The organism is Acinetobacter sp. CE-15 (genome assembly GCF_051059255.1).
Lineage (GTDB): Bacteria > Pseudomonadota > Gammaproteobacteria > Pseudomonadales > Moraxellaceae > Acinetobacter > Acinetobacter guillouiae.
In genome coordinates, this window is sequence record NZ_CP192737.1 from 2691713 (window position 1) to 2709136 (window position 17424).

The 17424-nt window shown below is 37.6% G+C and carries 14 protein-coding genes; 3 read left to right on the top strand and 11 right to left on the bottom strand.

Going from position 1 to position 17424, the window contains the following annotated elements:
- Positions 1-31: 31 nt before the first annotated feature.
- On the bottom strand, positions 32-886 hold the full coding sequence (locus ACQ7EO_RS12535; protein WP_004821003.1) for a hypothetical protein: 855 nt from the start codon (positions 884-886) through the stop codon (positions 32-34).
- Between the two features lie 155 nt (positions 887-1041).
- On the opposite strand from ACQ7EO_RS12535, the gene ACQ7EO_RS12540 reads away from it, so the two are divergent.
- A complete protein-coding gene (locus tag ACQ7EO_RS12540; protein WP_434277481.1) occupies positions 1042-2445 on the top strand; it encodes a PLP-dependent aminotransferase family protein in 1404 nt (467 codons plus the stop codon).
- 129 nt (positions 2446-2574) lie between these two features.
- Positions 2575-2733, top strand: coding sequence for a hypothetical protein (locus ACQ7EO_RS12545; RefSeq protein ID WP_004721086.1), 159 nt, complete (start codon positions 2575-2577; stop codon positions 2731-2733).
- Between the two features lie 42 nt (positions 2734-2775).
- Here ACQ7EO_RS12545 and ACQ7EO_RS12550 read toward each other — a convergent pair whose 3' ends face one another.
- The 8 genes from ACQ7EO_RS12550 to ACQ7EO_RS12585 form a co-directional block, all read right to left on the bottom strand.
- The gene (locus ACQ7EO_RS12550; protein WP_434277483.1) at positions 2776-3555 is read right to left on the bottom strand and encodes a Rossmann-like and DUF2520 domain-containing protein; all 780 of its coding nucleotides are present in this window, start codon (positions 3553-3555) and stop codon (positions 2776-2778) included.
- An 88-nt stretch (positions 3556-3643) separates the two neighbouring features.
- Positions 3644-4678 (bottom strand): hypothetical protein, encoded by a 1035-nt coding sequence (locus ACQ7EO_RS12555; protein WP_004820998.1) that lies wholly within the window; start codon positions 4676-4678, stop codon positions 3644-3646.
- A gap of 144 nt (positions 4679-4822) precedes the next feature.
- Entirely contained in the window at positions 4823-6373 is a 1551-nt protein-coding gene (locus ACQ7EO_RS12560; RefSeq protein WP_434277484.1) for an OmpA family protein, read from the bottom strand.
- A gap of 193 nt (positions 6374-6566) precedes the next feature.
- Positions 6567-7802, bottom strand: a complete 1236-nt coding sequence (locus ACQ7EO_RS12565) for a dihydroorotase (RefSeq protein WP_004820993.1) — start codon at positions 7800-7802, stop codon at positions 6567-6569.
- A 16-nt stretch (positions 7803-7818) separates the two neighbouring features.
- Entirely contained in the window at positions 7819-8835 is a 1017-nt protein-coding gene (locus ACQ7EO_RS12570; RefSeq protein ID WP_434277485.1) for an aspartate carbamoyltransferase catalytic subunit, read from the bottom strand.
- Positions 8836-8929: 94 nt separating this feature from the next.
- The gene (locus ACQ7EO_RS12575) at positions 8930-9523 is read right to left on the bottom strand and encodes a hypothetical protein (RefSeq protein WP_434277486.1); all 594 of its coding nucleotides are present in this window, start codon (positions 9521-9523) and stop codon (positions 8930-8932) included.
- Between the two features lie 111 nt (positions 9524-9634).
- On the bottom strand, positions 9635-9994 hold the full coding sequence (locus ACQ7EO_RS12580) for a hypothetical protein (RefSeq protein WP_034612908.1): 360 nt from the start codon (positions 9992-9994) through the stop codon (positions 9635-9637).
- A 788-nt stretch (positions 9995-10782) separates the two neighbouring features.
- Positions 10783-11394, bottom strand: coding sequence for a LysE family translocator (locus ACQ7EO_RS12585; RefSeq protein ID WP_434277488.1), 612 nt, complete (start codon positions 11392-11394; stop codon positions 10783-10785).
- A 189-nt stretch (positions 11395-11583) separates the two neighbouring features.
- On the opposite strand from ACQ7EO_RS12585, the gene rlmKL reads away from it, so the two are divergent.
- Positions 11584-13788 carry a bifunctional 23S rRNA (guanine(2069)-N(7))-methyltransferase RlmK/23S rRNA (guanine(2445)-N(2))-methyltransferase RlmL gene (gene rlmKL / locus ACQ7EO_RS12590; protein WP_004721106.1) on the top strand — a complete coding sequence of 735 codons (2205 nt, stop codon included), beginning with the start codon at positions 11584-11586 and terminating at the stop codon, positions 13786-13788.
- Positions 13789-13806: 18 nt separating this feature from the next.
- Here rlmKL and ACQ7EO_RS12595 read toward each other — a convergent pair whose 3' ends face one another.
- Together ACQ7EO_RS12595 and clpB are read right to left on the bottom strand one after the other, a co-directional pair.
- On the bottom strand, positions 13807-14271 hold the full coding sequence (locus ACQ7EO_RS12595) for a hypothetical protein (protein WP_004820988.1): 465 nt from the start codon (positions 14269-14271) through the stop codon (positions 13807-13809).
- A gap of 502 nt (positions 14272-14773) precedes the next feature.
- Positions 14774-17353 carry an ATP-dependent chaperone ClpB gene (gene clpB / locus ACQ7EO_RS12600; RefSeq protein ID WP_004820987.1) on the bottom strand — a complete coding sequence of 860 codons (2580 nt, stop codon included), beginning with the start codon at positions 17351-17353 and terminating at the stop codon, positions 14774-14776.
- Positions 17354-17424 lie beyond the last annotated feature (71 nt).

Consider the following 17424-nt stretch of genomic DNA (forward strand, 5'->3'; position numbering starts at 1 on the left):
ATAAAGCGTTGTGTATGCAAATACTCAGCATCTAAACTTGCAAACTTGACACAGATTTGAATTTTGGACTAAACACATTGTTCTGTAATCGGGTCTGCATATATTCAGCATAAACCGATAGTTTTTCATAAATATGTTCAGAATAAAACATATCTTCGACTAGGTTTTGCGCTTGAGCTAGATCATAAAGACCTGATAAATTTAAAATTTTAGCATTTATTTCTGAAAATTTACGACATAAAGCCACATGAAAATCATCTTTATATTTAAACAAAAGCTTCTGCATATTTAATTTATGATCATGATGATCTAATCGCAGATTTAGACCATCTTGATCATTTTCGGGATTTACCAAGAAAATTCGAACCTTAAAAAAACATTCTATTTCAAACAAATAATCTGGATTGATCGGTTGATCTGTAATTAAAAAGATACGATCAACTTCTGCCTGAGTCAGTGCTTTGAATAACTGAAAATATACGAACTCCTGCGCATCCCATGTTTGATCTTGTAGATCTAAAAATAAGTTTAAACTTTCTAGAACGACATCATCCTTGGTCAAGTTCATGGTTTTTTCAACCTGATAGTAAGGTTTTAAAATATCTTGAACTTGTGCAGTCAGAAGCGTTGAGTAAAGCACTGTTTGATTTAAATTCGCCAAAATAAACGGTGAAAACAAATAAGCCAAACTCAAATGATTTGAAGTAATTGCAGATTGGATAATTGCTGTACTTTTCTTTTTTGAAAATTCACGTAAGACTTTGGCACGCAACAATGTTGCTTCTAGATTTACAAATCTTTGATTGAGATGCTCTATCACATTTTCAGAGCAACCATGCTCACATAAAACTTGTGTGAGCACATTCAACTGAGTCGTCACAAACATATCCCTGCCTCATTCTATACTGCATCGCGTGCGACTATTTTGGAAAGAAATCAAAAAGAAATATAGCCACAAAATTTTAGAAAAAATATATAACAGATAGAGCTGTGCTGATTGCTTCTGTTATAGTTATTTTAAATACCCACTTGCATTGACCTATGTATAAATCTGAACAACTGGCCCATAGCCTAAAATTATTGATTGAAAATGGGACGTGGAAAGCACATGAAAAGTTACCCTCACTACGTCAACAGGTTGAACAGTCAGGTTTAAGTCTGATTACGGTGATGAATGCTTATCAAGAGCTCGAAGCGCAAGGCCTGATTTATTCAAAAGAAAAGTCAGGGTATTTTGTTGTCGAACAAAGCTCAGATCACCCGACTACATTACATGTGATTAATGAAACAGTTGAAATTAACTCAATTGTTTTCAAATATTTAAAATCAACCCAGTCTGAACACATTATCCCTTTAGGGTCTGCCTTTCCCAATAGCCAATTGCTCTACTCCGCTAAACTGATACAAACGCTTGGACAACTTGCTCGACAACGGCGTAGCTATGAACAAACACCCAGTCTACCACCCGGAAATTATCAACTGAGAAAAATTATTGCTCAAAAATATGCTATGCAAGGCATCCCCACGGATCCATCTGATATTGTGATTACGTCTGGAGGTTTAGATGCATTAAATCTTTCATTGCAAGCACTTACACAAGCTGGGGACTATATTTTATTACAGCAGACGATTTTTTATGGGGCATGGCAAGCGGCTGAACGACTTGGATTAAAAGTAATTACCATCCCAGAACATCCTGAACATGGCATTGATTTAGACGCATTCGAACAGGCAATTTTAAAATATCCAATTAAAGTATGTTTGATGATGTTAAACGGTCAGAATCCAATTGGCTTTACTGTGAGTGATGAAATTAAATTAAAATTGGCGAAGTTACTCAACCAATATCAGATTTATTTGATTGAAGATGATGTCTATGAAGAACTTTACTATGATCAGAAAAAACCCCTCTCGATGAAGTATTTTGATCAACAAAATTGGGTACTACATTGTTCTTCTTTTTCCAAAACATTAGGTGCAGGTTTTCGTATCGGTTGGGTCTATGCAGGTAAATTCTCTGAACATATTCAACACACTCAACTTATGAGTACCCTTTCAGTCAACTCATTTATCCAAAATGCTTTGGTTGAATATCTTTCCCATCGTCATTATGAAAAACATTTAAAAACTTTACGATCCACCTTACAACGCTATAAAAAACAATATTTTAATTATTTAAAAACTCATTTACCTGAACAATGTCATGTTAATTATTATCCTTCAGGGTACTTTTTATGGATTGAATTACCTGAACAAGTCGATAGTAATGAGATCTATCAGCGCATGTTAGAACACGGTGTCAGTGTCGCGCCGAGCAGCTTATTTAATATTAGCAATCAACAAAATCACTTTATTCGGATGAATTGTTCATTTGAAATGAATGAAAAGATTCAAAATGCATTAAACCAATTGATTTATATTATTGGTAAATCAGTGACGACATAAGCTGAATTTTTATAACAGATTCATCATTACTTACCTATCTGTTATAGTTTTTTTCTAATTTTTTGTATCTACAGTGTGAACACGTTTCTATCCATAATGAACCTATATTAAGCAGAAAGAGATTTTGCGATGAATGATGACAAAAGCCCTAAAAAACCACAATATGCTGATAGCTCGATTTCAGACAAAGCCTTTAAACGCATGATCATCTGGTTTTTTATCTACTGTAGCCTGTTTTGTATTGGTGTTATTGTCACAATCGGTGCAGATCACGCTGCTTTAAACTAGATCTCAATTGATTTAAAAAGATACGATTGATAAAACACTCACTTAATCAAGTGAGTGTTTTTTCTGTATCTGTTGGCTTAAAAGTGTATAGGCATCTTTAAGATCTTCCCGCCCCATATCCTGTAACATGCGCTGATGCATATTTAAAATATTCACATCTCCACGCCTTGCAGGACCCGTCTGCATTGTTTCAGGATCATTTTGAGTGGCTTTTTTTGCTGTTTCCAAAATTAATGGATACAGTAAATTAAAATCGACCTGCTGGGCATCGACAACTTGTTTAGCCATGTCATAACAATAATTTGTAAAATTACAGGCAAATACTCCTGCCAGATGTAAGCTCAGCCGCTGCGCTGAATTATATGGATAAACCTGATTACTTAGACTATTTGCTAGCGTTGTTAAAATAGACAAATCTTCTTGCAAAGCCGTTTCAATAAACAACGGGGTATTCTGCCAATCCACTTCACGTTCAAAGCTAAAAGTCTGTAAGGGATAAAAAACCCCAGATTTTACATGGTGTTCAGTCAATATATTGAGATTGGTACTGCCAGAAGTATGAACAATCAAAACATCCGAAAGTTGTGAATGAATCGTTTGGATGACTTGAGCAATGGCTTGGTCACTCACCGCAATAATTAATAAATCAATTGCAGGCTCTATACAATGCACAGCATCAATAGCCTGAGCATTCATCTGCTGGGCTAAGCGTTGTGCATTGTTTAAATCACGACTATAAATCTGAACAATATGATGTTGTTTTGACAATGCTTTTGCAAAATGTGTAGCAACACGACCTGAACCAACAATACTAATACGCATATCAACATCTAAAACTTTAAATATAGTTACAGCATGCCAATAAAAAAGGGATGAATCAATTCATCCCTCTCAGATTATGATGATTACATCAATTTAATGCATTGTTTAAATAAATAATTCGCTCAGCGGTACGTTTGTTAAAACACTTGGTATATTGCATCTCTTTATTTTGTTGAGACATCGCATCATCCCAATATTGACGTTGTTGCTGATAGGTTTCAATTTCACTGTCTGGAATATCACCAAAACTTTTCTGTGAAATGACTTTACAATCAACATCACGTTTTTCAAACCATTCTGTTTGATCTTGCTTAAATTGTGCTTTTTGTTCATCACTCAAACTGTCCCAAGTCTGGTTTAAACGATCAACTTGTTTGAGCTTTTCTTCATCTAGCTCTTTTTTGCGGATATCCATGGCTTTTTGTGCAAGCGCTGTTTGCTCTGCATTTTCAATTTGGTTGACCTGCTCGCGTTCACGCATATCTTTATTTTCTTTCATATAGGCTGCGTATTGCACCGCTTTTACCGTAACAAAAGTTACCCCTTGAATAACTGCATCCTGATTAAGCACATCAAGGGTTAAACCATCTTTATCTGTTTTCACAACATTGTAATTAAACTTGCCTTTTAACTGATCATTGGCTAGTACCAATTTAGATTCACCAGCTTCGATATACTCACGTATACTGCGATAGCCATCACCTTCACATCCCTCCTCACAATCTTGCCCAAATTCTGCATATGAATTTTCAGCACGCTGTTGTAAGCCTTTCGGGAATTGAACCACTAACTGACTTTCACATTCCAGTTGATTGGTTTTAGATGAGTCTTCAGTGATCGTACGAACATTCTTCACTTCAAACTTTAAAGCATTGTTAATTTTCTGAAGTAGTGCTTGGTCAGCTTCATAACCAGAATTTTTAATATTGTCTGCGACTTCACGCAAATACTCATCTTTCAAATATTTTTGAATTTGATTGATATTATCTTGATTGGTACAGCTCCACTCTGCAAGTTCAGCATTACCTTCATCTTTTTTCTTTTTGAAGTAATCACAGCCTGACAGCATCAAGGTACTAGAAATCGCAGCAATCATAAATAATGGGTTTAATGATTTATTCATTGTTTATCCGATCATATTTTTATGTGGCTCATTTAACCAAATAATTGAAGAATTTTCGAGTAAAAAATAAAAAGCTTCTGGATATTCAGAAGCTTTTTATACAATTTATGCCTGTTTTAACACCGAACATACCGCTCAAAAAGATTATGGCGTCGTTGCACCAAGTACTTCAAACTCGATACGGCGGTTTTTAAATTGCCCTTCTTTGGTTGAATTATCTGCAATTGGATTGTCTTGACCATGTCCTTCAGCAGTTAACTGTGAGGTATGTACGCCCTTTTCAACCAAATATGCAACAACCGATTTTGCACGTTTTTCAGATAATTTTTTGTTTGAATCCGCATTCCCAACATTATCGGTATAGCCTTTAACCACGAGTTTTGCATCTGGTAGTTGTTTTAACAAATTCGCTGCCTTATCCAAAATCGCTTTATTGGCTTCTGGAATACCTGAAGAACCTGTCGCAAAATTAATTACCTGTAAATTCAATGCAGCTGCAATATCATTTACATTTGCTTTATCCGCCTGAATGCTTGACAGCGCTTGGTCTGCTTGTGAGTTACTTGTATCTATATTTACAGCACTGCTTGTTGCAGCTGCATTTGCATCGGCTGTTTGCTCTACAGAAATATGTAGATTAGGAGCAATAGCTTTTAACTCATCTGCCAATTTTTGTGCTTGTGCTAAATCTGCTGTTTGAATGGTAAGTTGATCACCGATCCAAGCCAGTGAAATATTTGGAATGCCTTTAATTTTAGCCAACACCTGATCTACAGCATTTTGATCCGGCAAATCAGCGGCATAAGCACTGCTGGCTGTGAGTTGACAATGATCGGTTTGACCAAACACAGAGGCAATACTGGTTTTTAAACTGTCCAATAAAGATTGACTGCTCGATTGTGCCTGACAACTTGCTAATTTACCTTCAGCATCTGTTGAAATTTGCAGTTCAGCGGCTTGCACATCAGCAACAGCTTGTGAAGCACCACTGCTTACTGGATCACCCCCTACTGGTGGTTTGCTACTGCATTGTTTAAATAACAATGCGGCCAATCCGGCAATCACCAACAAAGCAATAATTGGCAATAACCAATTGGATTTTTTAGGTTCATCTTGGATCGAATTTGTTGTGATTGTAGACGTATCAAGGGGTACTGGTGTTGGAGATACACTTTGTACAGGTATCGGTGCCACAGGTTCTACAGGCGGGATAACTGCCTCAGCCACGGGTGCAGCTTGCGTTGTGGCTGCGAAACCAAGACCACCTACACTTAAACCCAATGTAGCAAATAATCCTGTTGCCCAAGCTGGCAAAGCATCCTGAATATTGTTCCATTGCACTTTGATAAAATCAAAAATTTCATGCTTATCATCTGAACCTGCTTGATCTGCAAGCAATGATAAAGTTGGAGCAATAGAGTGGTTTAATGTGGTTTCAATTTCTTGGGTTGGTGCATTGCCCGCAACCAGTCCTAAAAAATGTGTGACTGTTTCTGGTTGATGACTGAAAATATCGCCTAAGCGAGGATTTAGATTTTGTTGAAGTGTATTAATAAGTTCTGGTTTTGATTTTAAAACAGAGAGGAGAATGGGATAAAAGGCACTTAAAGCACCGATTTTTTCATCTTGAAACTGAAGATCACCCTGTAAAACTTTTGTGGTCACCCGTTCTTTTAGAAGCTCAATAATATTCATAATTTTGGACACTCCGATTTCATTGTTGTATTTGTCACATTAAAAATCATTTTATTGATCATTTTTTATTCTAGTGATTAAATTCTAATAGTTATAATAGCTTTTTGTAGCACAGCGTGTTCAATATCTATTTGAAAAGCCAGCTTATGCTGGCTTTTTGTTTCAATTTTTGCGCTTATGTAAATTTTACAGCTTAGGCAGTAAACGTTTGCAGTACTTTACCGACCATTTTTTGATTGATTAATGGCGTATTTTTTCCATGAGATAAAATACTGTCATTGTTAACAACCCATTCTAGATCTGGATCAACCAAAGCCCAACCCGACTCTTTGACCCAACGATCCGTCATATTGGCCACTTTTGCAGGGGCAAGCGTAACTTTTTCAACCCATTCTAAAGGCTCAAACAAACCTTCACGAACCAATTGCACCCCAAAAGACACATAGGTATCAAATGCGCTAATACCGGGTAAAGTCTCAGCAAAAGGCGCTAATTTCGCAGAACCACTCAAAGGTTCATGATGGGTACAAATCGCATCAATCACACCGTCTTTGACACCTTGACGCAGTAATTCTTTGTCTTTTTCAGCACGCAATGGTGGGCGCACATGTGCCAAAGAATTAAAACCATCAATCAAATGTTCTGTTAAATGCAATTGATGCATTGCAACATCTGCCGTCACAGGCAAACCTTTGCTTTTTGCAATTTTAATCAACTCTACAGATGCACCACTTGAAAGCAAACCAAAGTGCGCTTGGACACCTGTTGCTTCAATCATCAATAGGTATTTCGCAATAGCAACTGTTTCAGCCAGTGCTGGAATCATCGGTAGTCCCTGACGTGAGGCAATAAACCCCTCATGTACACAACCGTCTTTTGCGATCTGATGCTCTTCTGGATAAAACACCACGGTCATGTCTAAACCAGCCGCATATTCCAAGGTACGCAGAACCACATCATCATCTTTAAAAGTAGCATAGGCGTTTGAAACGGCAGTACAACCACCTTTTTTTAAACCTGCCATATTTGCGGGTTGTTTACCATTTAAACCTTGGGTTTGCGCACCAATCACTTGTAAATGAATACCACCATCTAACATGGCTTTTTCTACAAGTCCATGAATCAAAGCACCATTGTCTTGCACGATCGGCTTTGAATCAGGTGGGGTAAATACATGCAAAATACCATTTTCACGTGCCGCTTTACCTTCTGACTTCAAGGTACCATGCTGTTGCTGACCTGGCTCACGTAATCGTGCACACAAATCAACCATAGTCGGTATCAACCATTTGCCTTGTCCATCAATGGTATCCACGACATTGGCAGATGATTCGACTATTTTTCCATGTTCAACATAAACCGTTTGTACAGTGTCCGTTTTTTTAATTGGGTCTAAGACACGTACATTTTCAATTTTTACACTACTCATGACTTTATCCTTAACCTTAAACCGCAATCGCTTCTAACAAACCTTTCTCTTGCAACTGACCTTGCATTGCCAAAGCCAAAACAGCCATTCGCACCGCAATACCATTGGTCACTTGATGCAAAATTACCGACTGTGTACCATCAGCAATACTAGAATCAATCTCTACACCGCGGTTCATCGGTCCCGGATGCATAACAATACAATCAGGTTTAGCCATGGCAAGACGATCTTTATTTAAACCATACATTTTGTAAAATTCAGCTTGTGACGACAAAGCTGGTGAATCAATACGTTCATTTTGAATACGAAGAGTAATGATCACATCACAGTCTTTAATGCCTTCATCCATTTTATTGAACAATCGAACGCCTTCACCATATTCATCAAAACCACACGGAAGCAAAGTATTTGGTGCAATTACACGGATATCTTTACAACCTAAAGTCTGTAATGCTGCGATATCTGAACGTGCCACACGCGAATGCTTAATATCACCAATAATCGCCAGACTAATGTCTTCAAAATTCTTTTTCGTTTCACGGCGAATGGTTAACATATCTAACATTGCTTGAGTTGGATGAGCATGACGCCCATCTCCAGCATTGATGATTGCAACGTGTGGACAAACTGTTTCAGCAATAAAATGTGCTGCGCCTGATGAAGAATGACGTACAACAAAAATATCTGCTGCCATCGCTTCGAGGTTCCATAGCGTATCGCGCAATGTTTCCCCTTTTGAAGTACTTGATCGTGCGATATCAATGTTCAATACATTTGCAGATAAGCGTTTTGCAGCCGCTTCAAAAGTAGTTCGTGTACGTGTCGAATTTTCAAAGAATAAGTTCATCACTGTACGACCTTCTAAAAGTGGTGTCGTTATCAGTTGATTTTGATCATTTATAAAGGAATGGGCTGTATCTAGAATTTTGGTGAGGGTTGCTTTAGAAAGACCTTCGATGGTCAGGAAATGCTTTAAGTTTCCGTCATTATTGAGTTGAATCTGACTCGGTGTATGCAATGCCGCCAAGTGCATGAGAGATTCCTTAGAGGTTAAGTTAACGTATTATACAGATTTTCTTTTTCTTTGGCAGTTGAAGTTTTGGACAAATAGTCATAAAAGTCAGCGATCAAATTTTAAATTTGATCTGCTTTAAGTCTGCAAGTTTGAGTGTTAAGTTGATCAATTTTTCTCGAAGTTGCTGAATCATATTGAGGTAGTCAATATCTGATTGATCTTTTAACAGCTCAATATAAGCATCTATTCTCAGCAAGGCTTGATTACGCCATTTAAGTAATTCTGCTATGGGATGGTACTTCTGTGAATCAAAATCATGCAGTTGATATTCCGATATTTGTATATTAGTTAATGTCGCATCATATTCTTTTACACGTTTTAAGCACTTTAAGGTATCTTTTAAACGAAAGCGGATCTCGTGTTCACAAAGAAATTTTAAATATGGCAAATCCTGTTGAGCAGCAAAATATTGTGCCAATGGCAGAGTAAAATCCTCATAAGGATACCAACGCCCATGCGCACATGAGATCAATTCTTTATATTTTTTCTGTTCAACCCACAGTTTAAACACAACAGCCTTTGCTTGATGATAATGACTTAATCGCAGCTCAGTTTGTTGTGCCGACTCATCAGCCGTACCCACGTAAATCATTTGGTGGTTTTTTAAATATTTGCTAATTTCTGCATTGAATTTCGTATAACTCAAGTGATTGTCTCACAGCTTATCCTCAGCTTAAAAATACTATAAATGAGTTTTAATTTTTATCATACTTTATCAATTAAGCTCTAACGCTATAGCTAGAGCTTATTGCCCAACTTATCTCAATGCACCAATATAGTGATGTGAAACTTGTGCTCGATAAATTTCTTCTTCTGTTGCACCAGAAACATATGCGTCCTCGCTTTGTTCAACTTGGGTTGTCGTTACTGTATTCACAGAGGAAGCTGGTTGTTCCTGTTCTAATAAATGCTGTAAGCGCAAGGCATGACGATTTAATTCTGGATCTTGAGTCGCCAATGACATATCAATCACATACTGTGCATAGCTTTTATTATCCACTAAATACATCACATCAATCACACGCCCTGTCACACGTCTTAATCGCGTTAAGATTAATGCCCCAATGGAAAACGCATCTGCATGTGCAATAAATCTGCTGTTGTTAAGATCTTGCATAGAAATCCCCGTATTTATTAATTCATTAAAAATTCAATTAAATTTCTGAGCCAATACGATGGATAATTAAGCAAATTGTGTACCAAAATCACACCATAAAATGAATTAATAATGTATACACATTATTCTCTATTTAAACGCTTACCGACTAGAACCCACCCCACACATTGAGGACCTTCAAATAGATCTAGAAATTGCCCCGTATGCACTTTGCGCTCATCATGAACTATATTCAACCTGTCAAAAAACTCAGAAACGAGAATATAATTTCTCTTAATCAATATTTTAAATTAAATCAATTACATGAGAAAAATAAATTGTTTAATTCTAAAAATCTTGCAATGCCACACCTTACATTCAAAGTTTAAATAGCTTTGCGTAGGCGATGCCTCACTTTTCAGAGATGAAAAGTGACAAAAATCTTCCGTCGTGCGAGGGGTACGTCCTTTACCCCCGCCCAACGGCGACATCCCTGTCGCCCCACTATAGGATCACCATCTATGATTCAAAAATACAAAAATGAATTGATAACCAAGAGTTTCTAAAAGTTCATACAAAAACATAAGCTTCATTTATGATCAATGACTTGATGCAAATCAGTAATACTTCAAATATTTCAGAGCTTTGCTCAATGTTTCGATTTTTTTGCTTTTTAGTCATTTGACCTAGCCTATCAACTAAAACATCATGATTATCAGCGACACTATTCTGTTCAATACATCAGTGCAATTGTAAAAATAAATCCATGTTTAAGCCTTACATTGAATGTAAGAAAGTTAAATCAAATTTTAATGATAAAAATAGCGCCAACACATTTCCAATGAAATCAAAATTAATAACACACCCATCACGATATTAAAAAGACGTGCTCGATTTCCTGTATTTAAAAAGCTTGCTAACTTTTCACCAGCAATCCCCCACAGCAATAAAGATAGATAACAGACGACAAAATAAATCACTACAAAAACCAATAAAACAGCATGGATATGCCCCGTTGAAAATAGCCCTGTACCCGCCACTGCGGCAATCCATGCTTTGGGATTTAGCCATTGCATCAACGCACCCTGTATAAAGGTTGGTATTTTTGCTTCATTATGGGGTTGACTTGAGATAATGGTCCCTTTTGCACGTAGAATATTGAGTCCAATCCACAGCAATAAAACTGTACCTAAAATCGTGATCACATCAAGAAGTACAGGATAGATCACAATCATTTGATACAAACCAAAACAGACTGATGCCAATAACAAGGTAAAACCAATGGTCGCCCCTGAAATAAATGCAAAAGTTGCTTTTACACCATAATTCATACTGCTGGTTAAAATGGTCAAATTCACAGGTCCTGGTGAAATCGACATAGACAGCGAAAAAATAAACATTGAAACAATAAGACTGAGCATTTTTTAAATTCGTTATTTGATCTTATCTACATATTGATATTTGAATATATTTCAAGCAAAAAAACCAAATTTTTAACTGAATTTGGTACTTTTTTTAAAATTTCGGACTTAAAAGGCCATTCTATAAGTTTTCGTCATCAAAATACGCTAAAATACGCGATTGCTTTTTTAATGTCTTTGGAAATATTCATGAATTCGAAACCACGTCTTTCTACATATTGGGTTACCTGTGCAGATGGACTAGAAACCTTACTGCAAGAAGAAATTCAAGGTTTAGGGATTCAAGATATTGAAAAATTTCCTGGACGTTTGATCTTTAAAGGCAAACTCGAAGATGCATACCGTGTTTGTATGTGGTCACGTTTGGCTTCTCGTGTACTAACACCGATTCATGTTCATGAACTTGAATTTACCCATGACGCACGTGACGTTGCAGAAGAACTTTATGAAGGTGCGATCAATTTTGATTGGTCACTTATTTTTGCACCACAAAGTACTTTCGCAATTCGTCTTCACGTAGAACGTGATATTAAAGTCAACACACAGTTTGCGACTTTACGTGTTAAAGATGGTGTGGTTGATTCCTTCATGGAAGCTGTCGGTAAACGTCCAAGTATCGACATTAAACAGCCTGAAATTACCCTGTATGTGCTTGCTGGAAAAACTGAACACACCTATTGTTTAGATTTATCTGGAGATTCTTTACATAAGCGTGGCTATCGTCGTTTTATGACAGATGCGCCGATTAAAGAAAACCTAGCCGCCGCTATCCTACAAAAAGCACAGCTTAAACAACGCAATCCAGAAATTATTCTTGACCCAATGTGTGGTTCAGGAACCTTTATTATTGAATCATTGATGATCCTGACTGATCGTGCACCTGGTTTAGTGCGCCGTTTCGGCTTTAATGGCTGGAATGGACATGATCATGAGTTATGGATGTCGATTAAAGCTGAAGCAGCTGAACGTCATAAAGTTGCCCTAGAACAACCTTTACCTAAATTCTATGCCTATGATGCAGATTGGGAAGCAGTAAAAGCAACCAAACAAAATATTATTGCTGCTGGATTTGAGCAACAACTGGATCAAATTCAAATTGAAGAGCGTACTTTAGCAGATTGGCCTGATTTCCAAGCAGAAGGCAAAACTTCATTTATTGTCACCAACCCACCTTATGGTGAGCGTTTAGGGGAAAAAGCCTCTAACCGAGCTTTATATCTGGGTCTGTCAGCACTTCTACAAAAGAATTTCCCCAATCAACATGCTGCCGTTATCGCAGCGGCTGTTGAACAAGCTGATGTATTGGCATTTAACAATCCACAAATCTTACGTTTAATGAATGGTAAATTGCCAATTTATATTCGTTTTGGTGATATTAAGCCAGCAGCTGTGGTTAAACCCTTCCTTGCAGATTGGCAACCTCAACAATTTGAAAAAATTGAAGGCGCAGAAGACTTTACCAATCGTTTGCAAAAAAATATGCAAGCTTTGAAAAAATGGGCTGTAAAAGAAGATATTTATTGTTTACGTCTCTATGATGCAGATTTACCAGACTTTAATGTCGCTGTAGATTTGTATGGTGATCGTCTACATGTTCAAGAATATGCACCACCAAAAACCATTGACCCAGAAAAAGCCAAAAAACGTTTTAACCTTGCTTTGGCTTCAATCCGTGCCGTAACAGGTCTAGGTCGTGATGCGATCTTTATTAAAACTCGTGCCCGTCAAGAAGGTAAAACTCAGTACGCAAAACAAAGTACTGCATCTAAACGTTTTATTGTGCAAGAAGGTAAAGCCAAAATTTTAATCAACTTGACTGATTATTTGGATACTGGATTATTCCTAGATCACCGTCAAATGCGTCTACGTATTGCAGCTGAAGCTAAAGGAAAACATTTCCTGAACCTGTATAGTTATACTTCTACAGCAAGTCTACACGCTGCTTTAGGTGGTGCTGCAAGTACGACAAGTGTTGACTTATCCAATACTTATCTAAATTGGTCTAAAGAAAACTTTGTCTTGAATGGCTTAACGGTTGATCATCCGGATGAACAGCATCAATTCTTCTCAAGCGATTGTTTTGAATGGTTAAAAGAAGGTCATGAACAATATGACATGATTTTTATTGACCCACCAACCTTCTCAAACTCAAAGAAATTCTACGGTACTTTTGACGTGCAACGTGACCATATTTCTTTACTTAAACGTGCAATGAATCGTCTAACCACAGAGGGAACGTTGTATTTCTCAAATAACTACCGTGGTTTTGAGATGGACGAAGAAATCGATGCAATGTTTGATGTACAAGAGATCACCAATGAAACGATTGGCTTAGATTTCAAACGTAATCAAAAAATCCATAGAGCATGGAAAATTAAACACTTCCCTGTTTAATCATACTAGACCTCGGGCTTATTTATAAGCCACGGGGTCAATTTCATGTCCTATATAAAGTGTGACACGATCTTGGGTTGTAATTCGAACATCATGGCGTTGATATGGATTATAGCCAACCTCAATTATTCTATATTTTTCAAGTGGCTTTAAATATTTATCCCCAGGTTGATTTGGATCTGGGTCTTTTTTCTGCCACTCGAAATCAGTTAACACGGTAGAATAAATTTCATCTTTTTTAGCATCGTCTGACCTTTCCTGAGCAACTTGTTTATGCAGGTTATTTTGCTCTTCGACAGGTTGTTGTGCATTATCCTTGACAGCTTTAATAATAATGGGTGACAGTTTAACCACACCTACAGATTGCTCGGCAAGATCTTGATCATCTAATTTATCTGCCAATGCCTCTATCGAACTAAATGCCATCAAGAGAAAACCGAGTATTTTTAAATAATCAGATTTGTCCTTATCTTTGATCATCATGATCAACTTTTCCTTTCTTATTATTCCTCATTGAAAAACTATCAATTTTTGACCGTTTTTTCAATAAATTCATGAAAAACCCGATAATAGGTAAAACCGAAATAAACACGCATAAATATCTGATGATTAAAATAATATGATAAAAAGCCAAGACTATGCCAATTGCTGGTTTAGGATGGTTTATAAATCTATGCATCCCTATAGCTCTGGATGCTTGATTGAAGGATTAAACAGGCACTAAACCTTTGCATCAATTCTATGATGTGTAGTGTTTTCCCTATTATGCGAAAGTCTTAATGTGGCATTCTGCTGCTCAATCAACCTCATTTCCCCTTCACAAGTGCTATCCATCAAGATTACTTCCCCTTGCACCAATGCTTACACTTATGTAGAACGCGAAAATCCTACTGATCGGAATCTGTAACGCAAAAATATAAATGCTTATCCAATAAAAAAGCCAACCACCTTACGGTAGTTGGCTTCGGTTATACTGCTGGATAAATTAACTTAATTTTAATTTACCAAAATCAAGTTGACCATTTTCAGCACTGATTAAGATGGTATCACCTGCTGTAAATTGACCGGCAAGGATTTGCTGAGCCAATGGATTTTCAACCTGTTGTTGAATTGCACGTTTAAGTGGACGCGCACCATATACAGGATCAAAACCAGCATCAATCAGAATATCAAAGGCCTGATCATCGACTTTCAATCCAATGTCTCGTTCAGATAAACGTGAACGTAAACGATCCAATTGAATATCCGCAATGCCACGAATTTGTGATTTTTTCAACGAGTGGAACACCACCAATTCATCGATACGGTTAATAAACTCAGGACGGAAATGTTGTGATACGGCATTCATCACCGTTAAACGAACATCTTCATCACTAGCACCTTCACCGAGTTCACGTACATCACTTGAACCTAAGTTCGATGTCATCACAATCACGGTATTTTTAAAGTCAATCACACGGCCTTGTGAGTCTGTTAATCGACCATCATCCAACACTTGTAATAAGATGTTGAATACATCTGGATGGGCTTTTTCAACTTCATCAAATAACACCACACTGTACGGTTTGCGGCGTACTGCTTCAGTTAAAACACCACCTTCTTCATAACCCACATAACCCGGAGGCGCACCCACCAAGCGACTCACCGAATGCTTTTCCATAAACTCTGACATATCGATACGAATAATCGCATCATCACTGTCAAATAAGAAGTTACCTAAAGCCTTGGTTAACTCAGTTTTACCCACCCCTGTTGGTCCAAGGAATAAGAACGAACCACTTGGACGATTTGGATCAGATAAGCCCGCACGTGAACGACGAACTGCATTTGAGACAGCAACCACAGCTTCATCCTGTCCCACCACACGGTTATGTAAGAAATCTTCCATATGAAGCAATTTCTCACGCTCGCCTTGTAGCATTTTTGACACAGGAATACCGGTTGCAGCACTGACCACTTCTGCAATTTCATTTTCAGTCACTTTGGTACGAATCAGTTTCGGTTCTTCATTGACTTCCGCAACCTCTTCTTCATTCAAACGTTTTTGCAACTCTGGAATCACGCCATATTGCAAACGACTTGCTTCTGCCAAATCACCTTCACGTTGCGCTTTTTCAAATGCAGTACGTGCTTTATCAAGTTCGATTTGCGCCTGATTTGTACCATCGACTAGACGCTTTTCTGCAATCCAAATTTCTTCCAAATCACTATATTCTTTTTCAACATCTGCAATTTGTTTTTCCAAATGCTCAACTTCAGCTTTACTGACTGAATCTGCATCTTTTTTCACCGCTTCCAATTGCATTTTTAATTGGATTAAACGGCGGTCTAAACGGTCAAGTGGCTCAGGTTTTGAGTCAATTTCCATTTTGATACGTGATGCTGCTTCATCAATCAAATCAATCGCCTTATCTGGCAATTGACGGTCTGTAATATAGCGATGTGACATTTTCGCGGCTGCAATGATTGCAGAATCGAGAATTTGCACACCATGATGCGTTGCATATTTGTCTTTTAGACCACGTAAAATTGCAATGGTGTCTTCAACACTTGGTTCATCCACCAGAACTTTTTGGAAACGACGTTCCAAAGCTGCATCTTTTTCAATAAATTGGCGATACTCATCCAGTGTTGTTGCACCCACACAACGTAATTCACCACGTGCCAATGCAGGTTTTAACATATTACCTGCATCCATTGCGCCATCACCTTTACCTGCACCAACAAGCGTATGTAGCTCATCAATAAATAGGATGATCTCACCATCAAATTTAGCCAGATCTTTGAGTACTGCTTTTAAACGTTCTTCAAACTCACCACGGTATTTTGCACCAGCCAACAACGAGCCTAAATCTAATGATAAAACACGTTTACCCTTTAAGCCTTCAGGCACTTCACCATTGATAATACGCTGTGCCAGACCTTCCACAATCGCTGTTTTACCGACACCCGGTTCACCAATCAATACAGGATTATTTTTAGTTCGACGTGACAACACTTGGATGGTACGACGAATTTCTTCATCACGACCAATCACAGGGTCAAGTTTGCCTTCCGCAGCACGTGCCGTTAGATCTACGGTATATTTATTGAGTGAATCTCGCTGATCTTCATGGTTATTTGCCATAACTTGTTCGCCACCTCGAATATTTTCAATTGCTTTGCGTAGTTTGTCGGTTGTTACGCCTACACTGGTTAACAATGTTTTGGTTGCACCTGTTTCAGCAAGTGCCAAGATCACCCAATCCGTAGATAAAAATTCATCTCCTGCTTTTTGAGCAAAACTATCTGCCAAATTAAGCGCACGCACAGCTTCAGGATTTAAATTGATATCCCCAGTCGGTGTCCCAATTTTTGGCGCATCTGTTAAGGCTTTTTGCAGTTTTGTTTTTAACTCAGGTAGATTGGCGCCTGACTGTTGCAACAGGCTAAGATTGGATGGTTCTTCCAATAAAACAGAAAGAATATGAATACCCTCAATTGCGGTATTATCATTACCCATTGCCTGAGATTGTGCATCAGATAAGGCTTGCTGCAGGCGGTTCGTAAATTTTTCAAATCGCATTCTTGTTATTCCTCACAACAAATTTTGTACTTGAATAATAAATGGGAACGTTTTTTTCGATTTCAATAGCA

What these genes read in the sequence shown, in the direction of transcription:
- ACQ7EO_RS12535 (WP_004821003.1), bottom strand. Translation starts at nt 886, where the DNA reads ATGTTTGTGACGACTCAGTTGAATGTGCTCACACAAGTTTTATGTGAG.
- ACQ7EO_RS12540 (WP_434277481.1), top strand. Translation starts at nt 1,042, where the DNA reads ATGTATAAATCTGAACAACTGGCCCATAGCCTAAAATTATTGATTGAA.
- ACQ7EO_RS12545 (WP_004721086.1), top strand. Translation starts at nt 2,575, where the DNA reads ATGAATGATGACAAAAGCCCTAAAAAACCACAATATGCTGATAGCTCG.
- ACQ7EO_RS12550 (WP_434277483.1), bottom strand. Translation starts at nt 3,555, where the DNA reads ATGCGTATTAGTATTGTTGGTTCAGGTCGTGTTGCTACACATTTTGCA.
- ACQ7EO_RS12555 (WP_004820998.1), bottom strand. Translation starts at nt 4,678, where the DNA reads ATGAATAAATCATTAAACCCATTATTTATGATTGCTGCGATTTCTAGT.
- ACQ7EO_RS12560 (WP_434277484.1), bottom strand. Translation starts at nt 6,373, where the DNA reads ATGAATATTATTGAGCTTCTAAAAGAACGGGTGACCACAAAAGTTTTA.
- ACQ7EO_RS12565 (WP_004820993.1), bottom strand. Translation starts at nt 7,802, where the DNA reads ATGAGTAGTGTAAAAATTGAAAATGTACGTGTCTTAGACCCAATTAAA.
- ACQ7EO_RS12570 (WP_434277485.1), bottom strand. Translation starts at nt 8,835, where the DNA reads ATGCACTTGGCGGCATTGCATACACCGAGTCAGATTCAACTCAATAAT.
- ACQ7EO_RS12580 (WP_034612908.1), bottom strand. Translation starts at nt 9,994, where the DNA reads ATGCAAGATCTTAACAACAGCAGATTTATTGCACATGCAGATGCGTTT.
- ACQ7EO_RS12585 (WP_434277488.1), bottom strand. Translation starts at nt 11,394, where the DNA reads ATGCTCAGTCTTATTGTTTCAATGTTTATTTTTTCGCTGTCTATGTCG.
- rlmKL (WP_004721106.1), top strand. Translation starts at nt 11,584, where the DNA reads ATGAATTCGAAACCACGTCTTTCTACATATTGGGTTACCTGTGCAGAT.
- ACQ7EO_RS12595 (WP_004820988.1), bottom strand. Translation starts at nt 14,271, where the DNA reads ATGATGATCAAAGATAAGGACAAATCTGATTATTTAAAAATACTCGGT.
- clpB (WP_004820987.1), bottom strand. Translation starts at nt 17,353, where the DNA reads ATGCGATTTGAAAAATTTACGAACCGCCTGCAGCAAGCCTTATCTGAT.